Source organism: Paraburkholderia caffeinilytica (assembly GCF_003368325.1).
Taxonomy (GTDB): domain Bacteria; phylum Pseudomonadota; class Gammaproteobacteria; order Burkholderiales; family Burkholderiaceae; genus Paraburkholderia; species Paraburkholderia caffeinilytica.
On record NZ_CP031466.1, the window covers coordinates 1,464,586 to 1,479,485 of the forward strand.

The 14,900-nt window shown below is 60.0% G+C and carries 12 protein-coding genes and 1 pseudogene; 7 read left to right on the top strand and 6 right to left on the bottom strand.

Translation table 11 applies throughout. The features are described from left to right. Positions 1-110 precede the first annotated feature (110 nt). Positions 111-1,088 carry an aliphatic sulfonate ABC transporter substrate-binding protein gene (locus tag DSC91_RS06585; protein WP_115777383.1) on the top strand — a complete coding sequence of 326 codons (978 nt, stop codon included), beginning with the start codon at positions 111-113 and terminating at the stop codon, positions 1,086-1,088. A 136-nt stretch (positions 1,089-1,224) separates the two neighbouring features. On the opposite strand, the gene DSC91_RS06590 is transcribed toward DSC91_RS06585, so the two are convergent. The 5 genes from DSC91_RS06590 to DSC91_RS06610 all read right to left on the bottom strand — a co-directional run bounded on the left by DSC91_RS06590 (position 1,225) and on the right by DSC91_RS06610 (position 7,776). Then, positions 1,225-2,499 carry an acyl-CoA dehydrogenase family protein gene (locus DSC91_RS06590; RefSeq protein WP_115777384.1) on the bottom strand — a complete coding sequence of 425 codons (1,275 nt, stop codon included), beginning with the start codon at positions 2,497-2,499 and terminating at the stop codon, positions 1,225-1,227. Between the two features lie 969 nt (positions 2,500-3,468). Beyond that, entirely contained in the window at positions 3,469-4,362 is an 894-nt protein-coding gene (locus DSC91_RS06595; RefSeq protein WP_115777385.1) for an ABC transporter permease, read from the bottom strand. A 2-nt stretch (positions 4,363-4,364) separates the two neighbouring features. Next, positions 4,365-5,279 carry an ABC transporter permease gene (locus DSC91_RS06600; protein ID WP_115777386.1) on the bottom strand — a complete coding sequence of 305 codons (915 nt, stop codon included), beginning with the start codon at positions 5,277-5,279 and terminating at the stop codon, positions 4,365-4,367. An 8-nt stretch (positions 5,280-5,287) separates the two neighbouring features. Next, the gene (locus DSC91_RS06605; RefSeq protein ID WP_115777387.1) at positions 5,288-6,583 is read right to left on the bottom strand and encodes an ABC transporter substrate-binding protein; all 1,296 of its coding nucleotides are present in this window, start codon (positions 6,581-6,583) and stop codon (positions 5,288-5,290) included. Between the two features lie 134 nt (positions 6,584-6,717). After that, the gene (locus tag DSC91_RS06610) at positions 6,718-7,776 is read right to left on the bottom strand and encodes an ABC transporter ATP-binding protein (protein WP_115777388.1); all 1,059 of its coding nucleotides are present in this window, start codon (positions 7,774-7,776) and stop codon (positions 6,718-6,720) included. A 316-nt stretch (positions 7,777-8,092) separates the two neighbouring features. Here DSC91_RS06610 and DSC91_RS06615 point away from each other — a divergent pair, with 316 nt between their 5' ends. The 6 genes and pseudogenes from DSC91_RS06615 to DSC91_RS06640 all read left to right on the top strand — a co-directional run. Continuing rightward, a complete protein-coding gene (locus tag DSC91_RS06615; RefSeq protein WP_115777389.1) occupies positions 8,093-9,058 on the top strand; it encodes a polysaccharide deacetylase family protein in 966 nt (321 codons plus the stop codon). Beyond that, a complete protein-coding gene (locus tag DSC91_RS06620; protein WP_115777390.1) occupies positions 9,055-9,795 on the top strand; it encodes a GntR family transcriptional regulator in 741 nt (246 codons plus the stop codon). Before DSC91_RS06615 ends, DSC91_RS06620 begins: the two co-directional genes overlap by 4 nt. Before the next feature lie 182 nt (positions 9,796-9,977). Further along, complete coding sequence (locus DSC91_RS06625) at positions 9,978-10,865, top strand: LysR family transcriptional regulator (RefSeq protein ID WP_115777391.1); 888 nt, start codon at positions 9,978-9,980, stop codon at positions 10,863-10,865. Positions 10,866-10,994: 129 nt separating this feature from the next. Further along, complete coding sequence (locus tag DSC91_RS06630) at positions 10,995-11,750, top strand: aldolase (protein WP_115777392.1); 756 nt, start codon at positions 10,995-10,997, stop codon at positions 11,748-11,750. 271 nt (positions 11,751-12,021) lie between these two features. Next, positions 12,022-12,804, top strand: a complete 783-nt coding sequence (locus tag DSC91_RS06635) for a transporter substrate-binding domain-containing protein (RefSeq protein WP_115777393.1) — start codon at positions 12,022-12,024, stop codon at positions 12,802-12,804. A gap of 200 nt (positions 12,805-13,004) precedes the next feature. Further along, a pseudogene (locus DSC91_RS06640) lies at positions 13,005-13,197 on the top strand (transposase); the annotation flags it as partial. On the opposite strand, the gene DSC91_RS06645 reads toward DSC91_RS06640, so the two are convergent. Next, positions 13,194-14,780: a gamma-glutamyltransferase family protein gene (locus tag DSC91_RS06645; protein WP_115777394.1), complete on the bottom strand. Its 1,587-nt coding sequence runs from the start codon at positions 14,778-14,780 to the stop codon at positions 13,194-13,196. The pseudogene DSC91_RS06640 and the gene DSC91_RS06645 overlap by 4 nt on opposite strands. Between the last annotated feature and the right edge of the window lie 120 nt (positions 14,781-14,900).

Consider the following 14,900-nt stretch of genomic DNA (forward strand, 5'->3'; position numbering starts at 1 on the left):
ACGCGTTCCAATTTCTGCCCATATCGATCGATGAAATCGGTCTTTGGCCGCATGCCGTTCTTTTATATATTCAGCGATTACGCCTCCCCACACCACCTGGATCCCGATCGATGCCCCTCGCTTTTTTCTCCGGCACCCGAAGCCTGCGATACCTCTGCGTATACCTGACGTTGATCGGCGGCGTGCTGTCGGCCGACGTGGCATGCGCCAACGAAACGGTGTCGATCAGCTACCAGCGTTCATCGACGCTGTTCATTCTGTTGAAGCGAACCGGCGCTCTCGAGAAGAAACTCAATGCACTCGGCTACGACGTGAGCTGGCACGAGTTTTCGACCGGCCTGTTGCAGTCGCTGAACGCGGGCAGCGTCGATCTGCATGCGGACGTCGCGGATGCCTTCGCGCTCTTTACGCAGGCTGCCAATGCACCGTTGACCTACTACGCTGAAGAAACTTCCGCGCCGACTGCCCAGGCGATCATCGTGCCGCCGGATTCGCCGATTCATTCGGTGGCGGATCTGAAGGGCAAACGCGTGGCGGTGTCGAAGGGCTCGGGCTGCAACTTCCTGTTGCTGAGCGTTTTGGCACAAGCCGGTCTGACGATCAACGACATACAGGTGCGCTATCTGGAGGCGCCCGACGCGCTCGCCGCTTTTCGCGGCGGCAATATCGACGCATGGGCCATCTGGGATCCGTTCCTCGCTGCGCAGCAGCGTGAAGCGCACGCTCGCGTGATCGCGGACGGCAGCGGAGGTGTCGCGCAATACAACCGCTTTTACACCGCGACAACCGCCTTCGCCGATAAGCATCCAGACGTGCTGCGCATCGTGTTCGACGAATTGAACACGACGGGCAAGTGGGTCAAGGCGCATCCCCAGGAAGCCGCACAGATTCTCGGTCCAGTGTGGGGCAACATTCCGGAACCGACTGTCGAGTTGGCCAACAGCCGCCGCAGCTACGACATCGTGCCGGTGAAACGCGACCAGTTGGCCGAACAGCAGCGCATTGCCGACACCTATCGCGCGGCCGGGCTCATTCCGGCCACCTTGAAGGCGACGGATATCCGCATCTGGACGCCATCGGCGAAGTGATTCGACGAACCCGTGGTTTCCAACGTCAAACCGGACTCCTGTCGGACAACACGTTCTAAGGCCGCGTGAGCGGCCTTAGTTGCTTTCAGCGTACCGGGCGCCGCGGCATGGGCGGACGCCGTGTTCTGCGTGCTATCTACCGATGAGCGGACACCGCGGACACATCCGGAGTCCGCGCTACGCCAAACCTCTCCTTGTGCGCCGTGCCGTTCAGATAAAAGTCACCGATAGCGGCTTCGCGGATGATCGCCGGATTGTGCGATGCCAGCACGCGCGCGTTGCGCCAGTAGCGATCGAAGCGGCGCGTTTCGCTGGTTGCCGAGGCGCCACCCACTTCGAACAGCAAGGTCGCCGCTTGCAGGGTTTGCTCGATGACGATCTGCTGCGCCTGGAAAGTCTGGATGTCGAGACGCACATAGGTCTGCTCGTCGGTGCGGCCTTCCTGCCGCGCGACTGACACATCATCGATCGCGCTGGCCAGCGAAGCGCAGATGCTTTGTGTCGAGTAAGCAAGGCTCGCAAGCCGGCCGACCACACGATGCACCAATGGATTCTCGCGCGGGCTCGATTCGCCTGGGATGCCGAAGGTTCTCGTTTTGCCCTGCGTGAAGGCCACCGCATCGCGTAGCGCGGCGCGGCTGATACCGGCAAGGTTCGCGACATGCAGTGCCTGATAGTACGCGGTAAGCAGACTGTTGCGGCGTGGTTCTGAGGCGTTGTAGCGGCGGTACAGATTGTCGTGCGAGACCGGCACGTGATCGAAGCGTGCCGTACCGCTGCCGGTGAGACGCTGCCCGAAGCCGTCCCAATCGTCGATGCGGGCGAGGCCTGGCGCATCGGTTTTGACGAGTATGCGGAGGTCGCTTTCGCCATCGTGCGCGGTAACGTCGACCCAGTCGGCGTAGAGCGTGCCCGTGGTGTAGTACTTCTCGCCGTCGAGATGCCACGCGCCGTTGGTTTGGATGAGACGTACGCTGTTGTTGGTGACGCCGGTGCGTTCGGAAATGGCGCCGCCGACGATTTGACCTTGTGCGATACGCGTGAGCCACCGGTCGCGCAGCGGTTCGTCGCCGTTTTCCAGCAGCGATTCGATGAATCCGCCGTGTACGCGGAGGATTTGCGGAAGGTTTGAGTCGGCTTCGCCCAGGCGCGTGACTAACTTGAAGAACGCCTTCAGTGAGATGCCTTCGCCGCCGTAGCGCTTTGGCACGCGTAGTTTGGTGTAGCCGGCTTCGCGCAACCATTCCACTGGCGCGTAGGCCAGTTCCCGATTCTGTTCGCGTTCCACGGCGCCTTCGGCGATGCGGGCGAATATGGGTGCGAAGCGGTGGGTTAGTTCGGTTTCGCCGAACAGGTCGGCGGCGTCTGCTGTTATGGGATTTGTGGTTGGGTATGGTTCGGATGCTGGCATGAGTTCTCCAAAGCGGGGCGGGCGCCCGGGCGCAATCTGGGAACGGTACGGGAGGGGGCCGGTGCCGGCAACGAAGTATTTTGTTGATTCTTAGAAGGGTTGGTGGAATGGTTTTGTTTTTGCCGTGCGGCGGTTTTTTTGTGTGCTTGATTGTTTTTGAGTGCTTTGTTTGTGGGCTTACGGTGTTGGGCTTTCCTTGTATTGTTAGTGGTCTATTAGCGTTCGCCCCTGTGCGGGGCAGGCACTTACTTCTCTTTGCCGCCGCAAAGAGAAGTAAGCAAGAGAAAGCGGCTCACACCGATCCTGCTAAGCGGGCGCCGTAGCGCACAACGGGTAGTGGTGCATCTGGAATCTGTGTTAGTGCCCCTGCCTGCGCGTGTGACAAGGGCGTCATACTTCCGGCGGCGCTGCGCGCGCCGAAGCGTACTTCACAAAACCGATCGCTGCGTTTTAGCGCTGACGCCTCCTTCGGCGCAGTGGCCGGTTGTTCCACCCCTGTCGCTTTGGTGCGTCGCCGAGGCAAAGCCGATGGCTCCACTGACTTGAACCGAAGCCCCTGGTTTCCCTGGCAGACCCGTCCGCGACGCACGCAGTGCGGAGTGGGAGCTGATGAACCCCTTGTCACTGGCGCATGCAGGGGCGCGAGCACGGATTCCAGATGCACCACTACCGTGTGCGAGCTACGGCGCCCACTTAGAATTAGCGGTTTGAGCCGCTTTCTCTTGCTTACTTCTCTTTGCGGCGGCAAAGAGAAGTAAGTGCCTGCCCCGCACAGGGGCGACACTAATAGACCACTAGCAATTCAAGGAAAGCCCAAAGCCGTAGGCACAAGGACAAGAAGCACAAAACAGGCAGCCAGATCAAGGAAAGCCCAAAACCATCGCCACACAGCCCAAAACCCAGATCAAGCAAAAACACCAACCCCCAGAAGCAAAAAACACAAACGCCGAGCAGGCAAAAAACACAACCTTAAATCACCCGCCGCCTCCCCAACCCCCGCACCGCGAGCAAACAAAAAACCATAACAGTAAAAGACAAAACCGTAGTCATCGTCCCAAGCGCATAAATGACAGGCGTCGTCACCGACGTGGTAAGCCCCTGCAACTCGAGCGGCAAGGTATTCTGATCCCCAATCGCCTGCGAGGTACGCGCAATCTCATCCCATGAAAGCGTGAACCCAAACATCGCGACGCCAACGACAGAAGGCCCGATGATCGGCAGAACAACATGCCGGAAGCTCTGCCACGGCGTGGCGCCCAGATCCCGCGAAGCCTCTTCATAAGCAGGATTGAAGCGGTTGAAAACAGCAAACATCACAAGCAAACCGAACGGCAGCGTCCACGTCAAATGCGCCCCCAGCGCCGACGTGAACAAACCCATCGACGTCGTATAGCTGTCGGCAAACGACTGATACCCCCACGCGGAAGCGAGGTACTTCACGCCGTTGTCAAGCAAACGGAACGTCAACCCGATCCCAAGCGAAACGATAATCGACGGCATGATCAGACTGGCAACCGACACGTAAAAGACCGCCGTAGCTCCGCGAAACCGGCGGCGAAACGCCAACCCGGCCGCCACGGAGAACAGCACCGTCAACACGGTCACCGCCAGCGCGAGCCGCACCGATCGCCCAAAGGCGGCCCAGATATCGACATCGCCGACGCCGTCGCGCAGTACCGCAAACCAGTGCAACGACACGCCACGCATCGGAAACGTCAGTCCGCCCTCGGGTCCCTGAAACGAGAGAATGAAGATCGTAATGACCGGTCCATACAGAAACAGCACGAACAGGCCGAACAGCAGCGCGAGCCAGTAAAAGCTGGCCGGCCGGCGCTCCCGATGTTTGAGGCGAATGGCCTGCATCGTCACAGCTCCTTGCGGATGTCGACCACCCGCGTCAAACCCCATACGATCATCAACACCACAGCCAGCAGAATGATCGCGTTGGCCGCCGCGGCGGGAAATTGCAGGTAACCGGTCTGCACCTGAATGATCTTGCCGACCGATGCGATCTGCTGGCCGCCCATCACGCCGACGGTCAGGAAATCGCCCATCACGATCGTGATCACGAAGATCGAGCCGATCACGATGCCGGTCTTCGACAGCGGCAAGACCACGTCGCAAATCACCTGCCAGCCGCTTGCGCCGGCATCGCGCGCCGCTTCGAGCAACGAGCGGTCGATCCGCATCATCGCGTTGAAAATCGGCACGATCATGAAGAACGTGTAGAGATGCACGAACGCCAGCACGACGGAGAAGTTCGAATACAGCAACCATTCGAGCGGTTGATCGATCAGATGCGCGCCCAGCAGCGCCTGATTGACGAGTCCGTTACGGCCGAGCAACGGCATCCACGAGATCATGCGGATCACGTTCGACGTCCAGAACGGAATCGTGCAGACAAGGAACAATATTGTCTGCATGCTCGTCGTGCGCACGTGGAACGCAAGGAAGTACGCGATCGAAAACCCCAGCAGCAAGGTCACGGCCCACACGATCGCGCAAAACCTGAGCGTCGACCAGTACGTCTTGAAGGTCACGCAGACGTCCGTCATCGACGAACAGCCATTGAAAATCGCCGCGTAGTTTTTCAGCGTGAAAGCCGGAATGATCTGGTATTCGTTGAAGTCCCAGAAACTGACGATCAACGTGATGACCAACGGCACGATGAAAAACAGCAGGAACGTGAGCGAAAGCGGCGTCGCCTGCAACCAGGCCGGCGCGCGCCGGTGTTTTGCGGGCTCATCCTGCGCGTGAGAGGAAAGATCGATCGTTGCCATGGGCCCGTTCAAGCCGCGATGAACTCGTTCCACTTCTGAACCATGTAGATGTTCTCGTCCATCACCGCGTTCCAGCAGGCAATCGCGCCCATGCGCTGGTTGTACGAACCGCCGTCGCGCACGGTGCCGGCTTTTTCGAGCAACTGGCCGTCGGGTGCCTTGATGTCCTGCGTGGCCGCTTTGCCTTCGATCCAGTAGTCCCATTCGTAGGGCTGCATGTGCGTTTTCGCGGTCTCGAGCACGCCCGAGTAATAGCCCTGGCGCATCAGGTAAGCGCCGGCCCAGCCGTCCTGGAACCAGTTGACGAACTCGTACGCGGCGTCGAGTTTCTTGCCTTGCAGCGAGCGCGGAAAACCGAAACCCGACGCCCACGAGCGATAACCTTCCTTGAGCGGCTGGAATTTACAGGCGACGCCCATGGTGCGCACTTTGGTCACAGCCGGCGACCACATCGACTGGATCACCACCTCGCCCGACGCCATCAGGTTCACGCTTTCGTTGAAGTCCTTCCAGAACGCGCGGAATTGGCCGGCACGCTTGGCTTCGATCAGGATCTTGATGGTCTGGTCGATTTCGGCCTTGGTCATGTTGCCTTTGTCGCCATATTTCACATGACCCATCGCTTCGATCGCCATCGCCGAATCCATGATGCCGATCGCCGGAATGTTCAACAGCGCGGCCTTGCCCTTGAATTGCGGATTGAGCAGTTCGGCCCAACTGTCGATCGGCCGCTTGATGAGGTCGGGACGGATGCCGAGCGTGTCCGCGTTGTATGTCGTGGGGATCAGCGTCATCCATTCGGTCGGCGTAGCGGAGAATTCGGTGGAGCGCGGGCCGGTCAGAAACATGACCTTCTTCGGCGCGGTGCCCTGATCGCCGATCTTCTTGCCGTTCACTTCACCGCGCGTCAGCACCGGGGTGATCCTGTCGGCGAGCTTGATGCGTTTCGCGTCCAGACCTGCGAGCGTACCGGCCGGAATCAGCTTCTTGAGCGCGAAATATTCCGTGTCGACAATGTCGAACGAGTTGGGCTGTGTGATGATGCGCTTGGCCACATCGTCAGTCGTCACCGGCACGTATTGAATCTCGATGCCCGTGTCTTCCTTGAATTTCTTCGCGATGTCGGCGCTCTGATTCACCGCCGTACCGAGGTAGCGCAACGTGATCTTCTCCTGCGCATGCACATACGGAAAACCGGCAATGCCGGCCGCCGCCACGGCGCCCTTGATGAACGTGCGGCGCGACAGGCCTTTTTCCTTCAGATCGGATGCGGCTGCTGCCGGGCTCTCGTTCGCTTCACTCATTGCTTTCTCCTCAGTTGACGTTCGCTTGATCTTTAATCGATGCTTGTTTGTCGTTCGGTTGAAGCCTGGTTCACGCATGTCGTGCAGACGTTTTCCTCGCTGCCAGGTCATGCCACACCATTCACCGCGCCCGCTCAGGCCGCCAGCGGATGCGCGTCCTGCTCGTTCCACCAGACCACCACGCGCGCGTCGGGACCGAGCCGCGCGGGGTCGTAGTCGCCGTCGCTCACCAGCGAAATCAGTTCCGGCGATCCGTCCAGCGGATCGAGCGTCATGCGTAAATGGGTGCCCTGGTATTCCGCTTCGCGCACCTTGCAAGGCACGCCGCCGATCCGGGGCAGGCCGCTCTCGCCGGTTGCCGTCTGGACGGGTGTGACGCCGTGCGGCACCACGCGCAGATGATCGGCGCGCACGGTAAACGAGCGGCCGTTCGTATTGAAGACGTTGTGACCGCCGAGAAACCGCGCGACGAATTCAGTACGCGGGCGGTTGAAGACTTCGTGCGGTGTGCCGCTTTGTTCGATGTGCCCATGGCTCATCACGACCACCAGATCGGCAAGCGCCATCGCTTCTTCCTGCGAATGCGTGACGTGCACGAACGTGATGCCGAGTTCTTTCTGCCAACGCTTGAGCTCGGCACGCATCTGCACGCGCAGGAAAGGGTCGAGCGCGGATAGCGGCTCGTCGAGCAATAGACAACCCGGTTGATTGAGCAATGCGCGCGCGAGCGCCACCCGTTGCTGCTGGCCGCCGGACAGTTGCGCCGGCTTGCGTTCGGCATACGCGGACATCGCGACCAGTTCCAGCAGTTCGCCGGCGCGCTTGCGGCGCACATCCTTCGCGATGCCGCGCATTTTGAGGCTGAACGCAACGTTATCGACCGCGCTCAGATGCGGGAACAGCGCATAGTTCTGAAACACCATCGCGGTTCCGCGGGCAGCGGGCTCCTCGCGCGTAACATTGCGCCCCGCGATCAGAATGTCACCCTCGCTGACCGATTCATGCCCAGCGATCATGCGCAAGGTCGAGGTCTTGCCGCATCCCGACGGCCCGAGCAGACAGCAGTACTGGCCGCCGGCGATCCGCAGATCGATGGCGTCGACGGCAAGCGAGTCGCCGTACTGCTTCGACACGTGCACCAGTTCGATATCGGCGGCCGTGGTTTCGAGCACCGTTGAAGCAGGCTGAATCATGAAGTGGATGTCCTCGTGAACGGCGAAGAGCGGGTGCCCGCAAAACTACACGCGGCGCCATGGCGAAACCATCCAAATGCAAGACATGTGCCATCCGCTGCGTCGCGACGTTCACCGATTGCAAACGCGCCGGTGTGCTTAACGTCGACGAGTTGGCGCACATATTGCAAACGATCCGCGACGTCGATCGTCAGCGATCCAGGAGATTTTTTTGCGCAATCGCGGTGCGTCTTCGGTCCGTCCCGGGGCATGATCCGGCCAACTCGGTTCATGCGGGACGCGGCGCAGCGCTTGTCGTCACTCACGGCTTCTTTACATGAACGACTCACGGAACATGCCCGCAGCAGAGAATCGCGCCCGTCAATCGATCGCCACGCATGGCCGATTTGCGTATCGCCCGATCACCGACAGCGACGCGTTCCGCTGGCCCGGCGATTGCGGACTCGCGGTCTATCTCGGCTTCAATATTGAGCACTTTGCGTTTGGCGAGGGACTGGGCGCCGCGCTCGGCCCGATTTCGCCGCAACCGGATGTGCTGAACCATAGCTGGCGCGAATACGGCAACCGTGTGGGTGCATGGCGCTGCATCGAACTGTTCGATCAATTGGACATGCCCGCGGGCATGCTCATCAATACCGCGCTCTACGACCATTGCCCGGAATTGATCGCGGCATGCGTGGCGCGTGGCGACGAACTGATCGGCCATGGGCACACCAATGCGCATCGGCAGAGCGATCTCGACGAAAACGGCGAACGTGAACTGCTTCTGCATTGCCGCGAGCGGATCGCTGAAACGTCCGGCACGCCGCCGCAGGGCTGGCTCTCGCCCTGGATCTCCGAATCGCACCTGACGCCCGATCTGCTGGTGGAGACCGGGTATCGCTACACGCTGAACTGGTGTCACGACGATCGCCCGGTACGCATGGCCACACGCGGCGGCCCGCTATGGTCGATTCCGTACCCGCAGGAACTCAACGATCTGCCGATGATGGTAGGCCGCCATATGGACGGCCGCGCGTTTGCCGACATGATCGTCGATCAGTTCGACGAGATGCTCGAACAGGCCAATCGCGGCACGCAGCCACAGGCGCTGGTGATGGGCATCGCGCTGCATCCTTATCTGGTCGGGCAGCCCTATCGGCTGCGGCATCTGCGCCGCGCGCTCGGCCATATCGCCGCGGCGCGAGCAAAAGGCGATGTATGGGTGACGACGCCAGGCGCAATCGCGCGTCATATGGACGAACTGGAGCGGGGCGGCATGCTGCGCCCCGAGATCGCATGAGCACGACTCGGAAAGCCGGCACCGTCACCGCCAGAAGAACGCCGAATGACGAAGCGGACGTCGATGCGCTTATCTATCAGTCGATCTTCGACGGCGTGCTGAACCATCGGTTGACGCCCGGCACGAAGCTGCCGGAGCCCGAGTTGTGCCAACTGTTCGGCGTGGGCCGCGCGGTCGTGCGGCGGGTGCTGGAAAAGCTGGCCTACGACGGCATCGTCGTGCTGCGTCCCAACAAGGGCGCGGTGATCGCCGAGCCGACGCCGGAGGAAACGCGCGAGATCTTCGAGGCGCGGCGTTCCGTCGAACGCATGCTGGTCGAGTTGGCCGTGCAGCGTGCGAGTGCGAAAGACATCGAGGCGCTGCGCCAGCAACTGGCGAGTGAGCACGAGGCGATGCATCGTTTCGACCAGCCTTCGTGGGCCACGCTAGCGAGCGGCTTTCATATGCGCATCGCCGCGCTTGCGGGCAACTCGATTCTGCAAAACTATCTGAAGGAGCTGGTGTCGCGCTGCTCGCTGATTGTCGGCGTGTATGAACCGCCGGGGCATGCGCCGTGCGAGCACGCGGAGCATGCGGCGATCGTCGATTGCATCGAGGCGCGCGATGCCGCCGGCGCAATGGCCCATATGGAAGCGCATCTTCGCGATATCCAGCAGCGGGTCGAAACGTCGCGGATGCGCGGCGAGAAGAGCCTCGGCCAGTTGCTCGGCATTACCGGCTACGCCACTCAGACCTAGGATCATTCGAAGTCTATGCAGATATGCTTGGGAGCGATTCTCCGACGCTGTGGTCGTCGTGAAGCCGGCGTGGTGACACCGCCATGGAGACTAGGGTCGTCGTTTGACACACCATGGTCCCGATTTCAAATCTGGCGAGATCTATTCATTGATAGTGGCCACCGCCTGGAGACTGATCAAACGTGCAAAATAACTACACTGATCACCAACTTAGATTGTTCGTCATCGTTGCACGGTCGATATCCTTGCGTCGCGCCGCGGATCTGGTTGGGGTGTCGCAACCGGCGCTTAGCAGACAGATTCGCGCGCTTGAGTCCGAACTCGGACAAACGCTGTTTACCCGGCATGGTCGTGGCATGGCGCTCACGCCGCAAGGGCGCCAGTTGTACGACGAAATCGGTAGCGCATTCGATGCCATCGACGCAACTGTCCAACGGTTCTACACCGAGCAGGGAAAACAGAGCGGATCGCTGCGGATTGCGACAGTTCACATGCTGAATCTGTTGCCCGATCTGGTTTGTCATATCCGCGATGTCTATCCGAAGATACACCTCTCCGTAAATCACAGTAGCGCACTCGACGTCGTAGAGGCGGTGCAACGTGGAAAGGTCGACTTGGGCTTTGTATACGACTCGGTTGTCGATTCGATCGATGTCGAGGCGGTCCCGCTCTATGCAGAGCGGCTTGTGATCGTTTCGCGTCCTGACGATTCTGACGCCGGAAAGGTGTCGTCCGAGTCTCTTCATGCCTTGTCCGACCGATTGATCCTGCCGCCCCGGCAATTTGTTTTGCGTCGTGCGCTGGAACGTGCTTCAGGCGGCCCACTTGCTCCGGCGATCGAGTGCGATTCACTTGAACTCATGTTGCAACTCGTCAAGCTTGGCCAGGGGCTAACCGTCATGCCCGATGACGTTCCACGGAGCCATGTCGAAGACCGTGGATTGTGCCGGATGCCACTCGGAAACGACTACACGACTAACCGCATCGTTGCTATCCATCGCAGGGATTCGATTCAAACCGACGCTCTTCGGGAAGCGATAGCGTTTGCTCGGCGTGGGGACGCCCGATAAACCTTCGTTAAGTCTGCTATTCCTGAAAATGCCTACCTTCGCTGGCGTCAATTTCGTACGATCACTTCACTCGCACCGGAAGGTAATGATCTTACGGGTGTAAAACGTCAGACTTCAGGAAATGCAGACATGCGGTCATGCGAAGAGATCTGTTCAATTGAAGACTTGCACAATACCTCAGGAAATCCTGGTACTCTGATTGACGCTTGCCATATCCTTGCTTCGCAAGGGCACGCGATAAATACAGCCGGCCAGGTATCGTGTCGGAACGAAATGGGGGTGGGTTGGTGGACAACGCGCCTTGGTTCCGGTTTTGGCGAGATTACGTCGGATGACCTCCTCCTGATCGACGATAACATGGTCGTTCTGGAGGGTAACGGAAAACCCAATCCGGCTGTCCGCTTTCATCTATGGGTATATCGGAATCGCCCCGACATCAAGGCGATCGTCCACACCCACCCGCCAGCCATAACCGCGTTCTCCATGCTCGGCAAGCCGCTGCCGATTGCGCACATGGATTCCTGCATGTTCTACAACGACTGCGGGTTCCTCGCACGTTGGCCAGGCGTACCGTTTGGAGACGAGGAAGGGCGCCTCATCAGTGAGGCTTTGGGTGAACTTCACGCGGCTATTCTCGTGAACCACGGCCATATTTGTGTCGGCTCATCTATCGAGGACACGGTCTATCGCGCGATATCGCTTGAGCACGCTGCCGATGCGGTTTTGCGGGCTATGGCGGCTGGCACAATTCAGGAGATTGATCCGGATCTTGCCATTGAAGGACGGCGCGTATTGATGCTGCCATCTATTGTGAACGACTCGTTCGCATACTGGACCCGCCTCGCGAAGCAGAAGAAATTCCCCTACAAGAATCTGGCGACGTAGCCCCCGGATAGATTTCTCAGCGGGAGTAGCTTGTCGTCTGGAAGTACCACTGTCCAGCGTGTTCCTCAATTCGTGTCATGTTTTCAACTGGCGGTCTGGGTAGTGCGTTGCGCGAAGTGCTTACACCCCCGTTGAGTCATGGGCCGCTTGTGCCACCTGTGACGACACCAGGATCAACTCGAAATCCGGTTTGCGGAATATTTCTATTCGGAAGCTTTGGGTACCCGATATTTTCAGGGATTCGTCGTCTATCACTATGTAGGAATCTGCTATGAAATTAATTCATTTGGTTGTCACCGCCATTACGCTGACAGCTGCTAACTATGCTTTCGCCGACACGGCAGGTACGATCCGCTTTGGTCTGGAAGCGCAATATCCGCCCTTTGAATATAAAGGAACCGACGGAACGCTGAAAGGCTTTGATATCGACGTCGGCAACGCTGTGTGCGCGGCCGCGCGAATAAAATGCAAATGGGTGGAAAATTCGTTCGACGGATTGATTCCAGCGCTAGAAGCGAGAAAGTTCGATGCAATCAATTCTTCGATGCACGTGACGAACGAACGTCTCCAGGTGATCGACTTCAGCGACCTGATTTATTCAAATGCCGATCGTTTGATTGCCAGATCTGACAGCGGATTGCAGTCTAGCGTGGAATCTTTGCAGGGCAAGCGAGTAGGCGTCCTTCAGGGATCGACTCAGGAAATGTACGCAAAGACTCGTTGGGCACCCTATGGCGTCACGGTTGTTTCCTATCAGGACCAGAACCAGGTCTACAACGATCTTGCTACAACCCGTATCGATGCAACGCTGGTTAGCGCGCCGGCTGGGCAGGACGGGTTCCTGTCCAAACCTGACGGCCATGGTTTCGCCTTTGTCGGCAAACCCTTGATCGATCCAAAAATCCTGGGCTTCGGCGTTGCCTTCGGACTGCGCAAAGGGGACACCCAGCTGAAGTCAAGCCTGAACGCCGCGATCGCAAAAATCAAGGGCGACGGCACACTGCGCGCTCTAATCCAGAAATACTTCCCGAACGACGAGGTGCTGATCAAATAGCTGGACTGATTCGTTGGCGTCAGATTATGGACATGCAGACGGATTTCAGTTCAGGCGAACCTACCGACGACTGTGGCAGAGTTCGTGCCCCGTGTAGACGGCCAAAACGGACCTATGAGCATGGCCGGCCGCTACGGCCAACGACTCATCCGTACGCGTTCGAAAGGACGCTTTCAGCAAGCTGAAGGATTCGACGTCGAAGAAAGGGCTTCGTGCTGCTGCCGCGCCGCTGGGTAGTCGAGCGCAGCTTCGGCTGCGCTCAGCCGCTTCCGTCGGCTGGCCAGAGACTACGAGCAGTTGCCCGAAATCCTGGCTAGTTTGCACTTCGTCGTATTCTCCGTGCTTATGCCTGTCCACTTTGCGGCCCTTACAAAAATGCCTGACACCCTCTAAACCCCGAGCGCACGACCATCGCTACGTGGATCGTGCGCACCGGAAGCCGCGCCGTCCGCCTCGATGCGGATCACGCCCGGATGGCCCGCCAGTGGACTCTGCACCGCAATAGCACTCACCTCATGCCCGCGCGCAGCGAGTCCGGCGAACACGTCGGCGCCGGCGTCTTCTTCGAGCTTCAACGCATCGCGCGTATCGGAGAAGGTCTTGCCGAGCAGAAAGCGCGGACGGGAGAGGGCGGTGAGCGGGTCCATCCCATAGTCGATCAGGCGCGTGAGAATCGCAGCCAGCGTTTGCGGCTGACCGTCCGCGCCTTGCGTGCCGAACAGCAGATGTGGCCGGCCGTCCTTCAGATACATGCCGGGGTTGAGCGTGTGGAAGGGCCGCTTGCACGATTGCACGAGGTTATGATGCGCGGGATTCGTGCTGAACGACGCACCGCGGTTGTGCCAGAGAATTCCCGTGTCGCCCGCCACCACGCCGCTACCCCAGTCGAAGTACACCGTTTGCAAAACGCTGGCGCTGCGGCCCTCGCTATCCGTTGCGCCGATAAACACCGTGTCGCCCGGGCGAAACACGTGGGGCCATGCGCGCGCCGCATGGAGATTGATCGAGCGTGCATGCGCATCGAGTGTGGTGGGTGACAGCATGTCGTCTACCGGCACGGCGTTGAACTCAGGATCGGAGACGAAGCGGTCGCGGTCCACGAACGCGCATTTCACGGCTTCCACCAGCAGGTGGTAGTAATCGGTGCTGCCCTCGGCAATCCGCGCGACGTCGAAACGATCCAGGATGCCCATGATCTGCAGCGTCGTCACGCCTTGTGTCGGCGGCCGCATGCTGACCAGTTCGCCGCCACGATAAGCGACGCGCAACGGCGCTTCATTACGCGCGTGCGTTCGCGTCAGATCGGTCAACGTGAGCGGCGAGCCGGCGTCGCGCAAACCGCGCGCTATGCGCTCGGCAAGTTCGCCATCGTAAAACTCGCGGGCGCCGTAGCGGGCAATGCGCTCGATGCTCTTCGCCAACGCGGGCTGCATGAAACGCTCGGCAATGGCGGGAATGCGGCCGTGTGGCGCGAAAGTCGCGGCAAAGCCGGGCAGGGCGTGCAGGTCGTCCGCCCGCATGCTTTGCCAGAAATGCTGCGAGGGCGTGACGGGAAAACCGTCGATTGCGTAGTCGAGCGCACGGTCGAACAGCGACGACCACGATTGCGCGCCGCCCCACGCGTTCTTGCTGATTTCATACGCCTGATGCCACGTATCGACGGTCGCGGCCGTGGTCAGTGCCGAGGCGGCGCCGCGCACTGGAATCGCGCCGCTGAACGCAGGCAGTTGCTGCGCGGCCTGGCCGATGCCCGACACCGTGCGCACCGTTCCTTGCCGATCGCCGATCACCCAGAATGCGTCGCCACCGAGTCCGGTGAAATGCGGATACGTCACGCAGAGCGCTGCGCCGATCGCGATCGCGGCTTCGATCGCATTGCCGCCGGCACGCAAGACGTCGCGGCCCGCCTCGCTTGCCAACGCATGAGGACTGGTGACCATGCCGGCGCTCGATCGGGCGAGTCGCGTGTCGTGCATCGATACTCCGCTACGGGGAATGAGCTGCGATGGAGGTCGTCGGAGTAGCGAGTATAAGTTCGCGCGCGGCGTCGAAAGAAATCGGAGTGCAAGGCCGCCGTGCGATCGGCGCCGCGGGTG

Bases quoted from the DNA above. Each gene is read 5' to 3' on its own strand.
- DSC91_RS06620 (WP_115777390.1), top strand. From the start codon at position 9,055: ATGAGCACGACTCGGAAAGCCGGCACCGTCACCGCCAGAAGAACGCCG.
- DSC91_RS06630 (WP_115777392.1), top strand. From the start codon at position 10,995: ATGCGGTCATGCGAAGAGATCTGTTCAATTGAAGACTTGCACAATACC.
- DSC91_RS06610 (WP_115777388.1), bottom strand. From the start codon at position 7,776: ATGATTCAGCCTGCTTCAACGGTGCTCGAAACCACGGCCGCCGATATC.
- DSC91_RS06605 (WP_115777387.1), bottom strand. From the start codon at position 6,583: ATGAGTGAAGCGAACGAGAGCCCGGCAGCAGCCGCATCCGATCTGAAG.
- DSC91_RS06585 (WP_115777383.1), top strand. From the start codon at position 111: ATGCCCCTCGCTTTTTTCTCCGGCACCCGAAGCCTGCGATACCTCTGC.
- DSC91_RS06635 (WP_115777393.1), top strand. From the start codon at position 12,022: ATGAAATTAATTCATTTGGTTGTCACCGCCATTACGCTGACAGCTGCT.
- DSC91_RS06645 (WP_115777394.1), bottom strand. From the start codon at position 14,780: ATGCACGACACGCGACTCGCCCGATCGAGCGCCGGCATGGTCACCAGT.
- DSC91_RS06595 (WP_115777385.1), bottom strand. From the start codon at position 4,362: ATGCAGGCCATTCGCCTCAAACATCGGGAGCGCCGGCCGGCCAGCTTT.
- DSC91_RS06615 (WP_115777389.1), top strand. From the start codon at position 8,093: ATGAACGACTCACGGAACATGCCCGCAGCAGAGAATCGCGCCCGTCAA.
- DSC91_RS06590 (WP_115777384.1), bottom strand. From the start codon at position 2,499: ATGCCAGCATCCGAACCATACCCAACCACAAATCCCATAACAGCAGAC.
- DSC91_RS06600 (WP_115777386.1), bottom strand. From the start codon at position 5,279: ATGGCAACGATCGATCTTTCCTCTCACGCGCAGGATGAGCCCGCAAAA.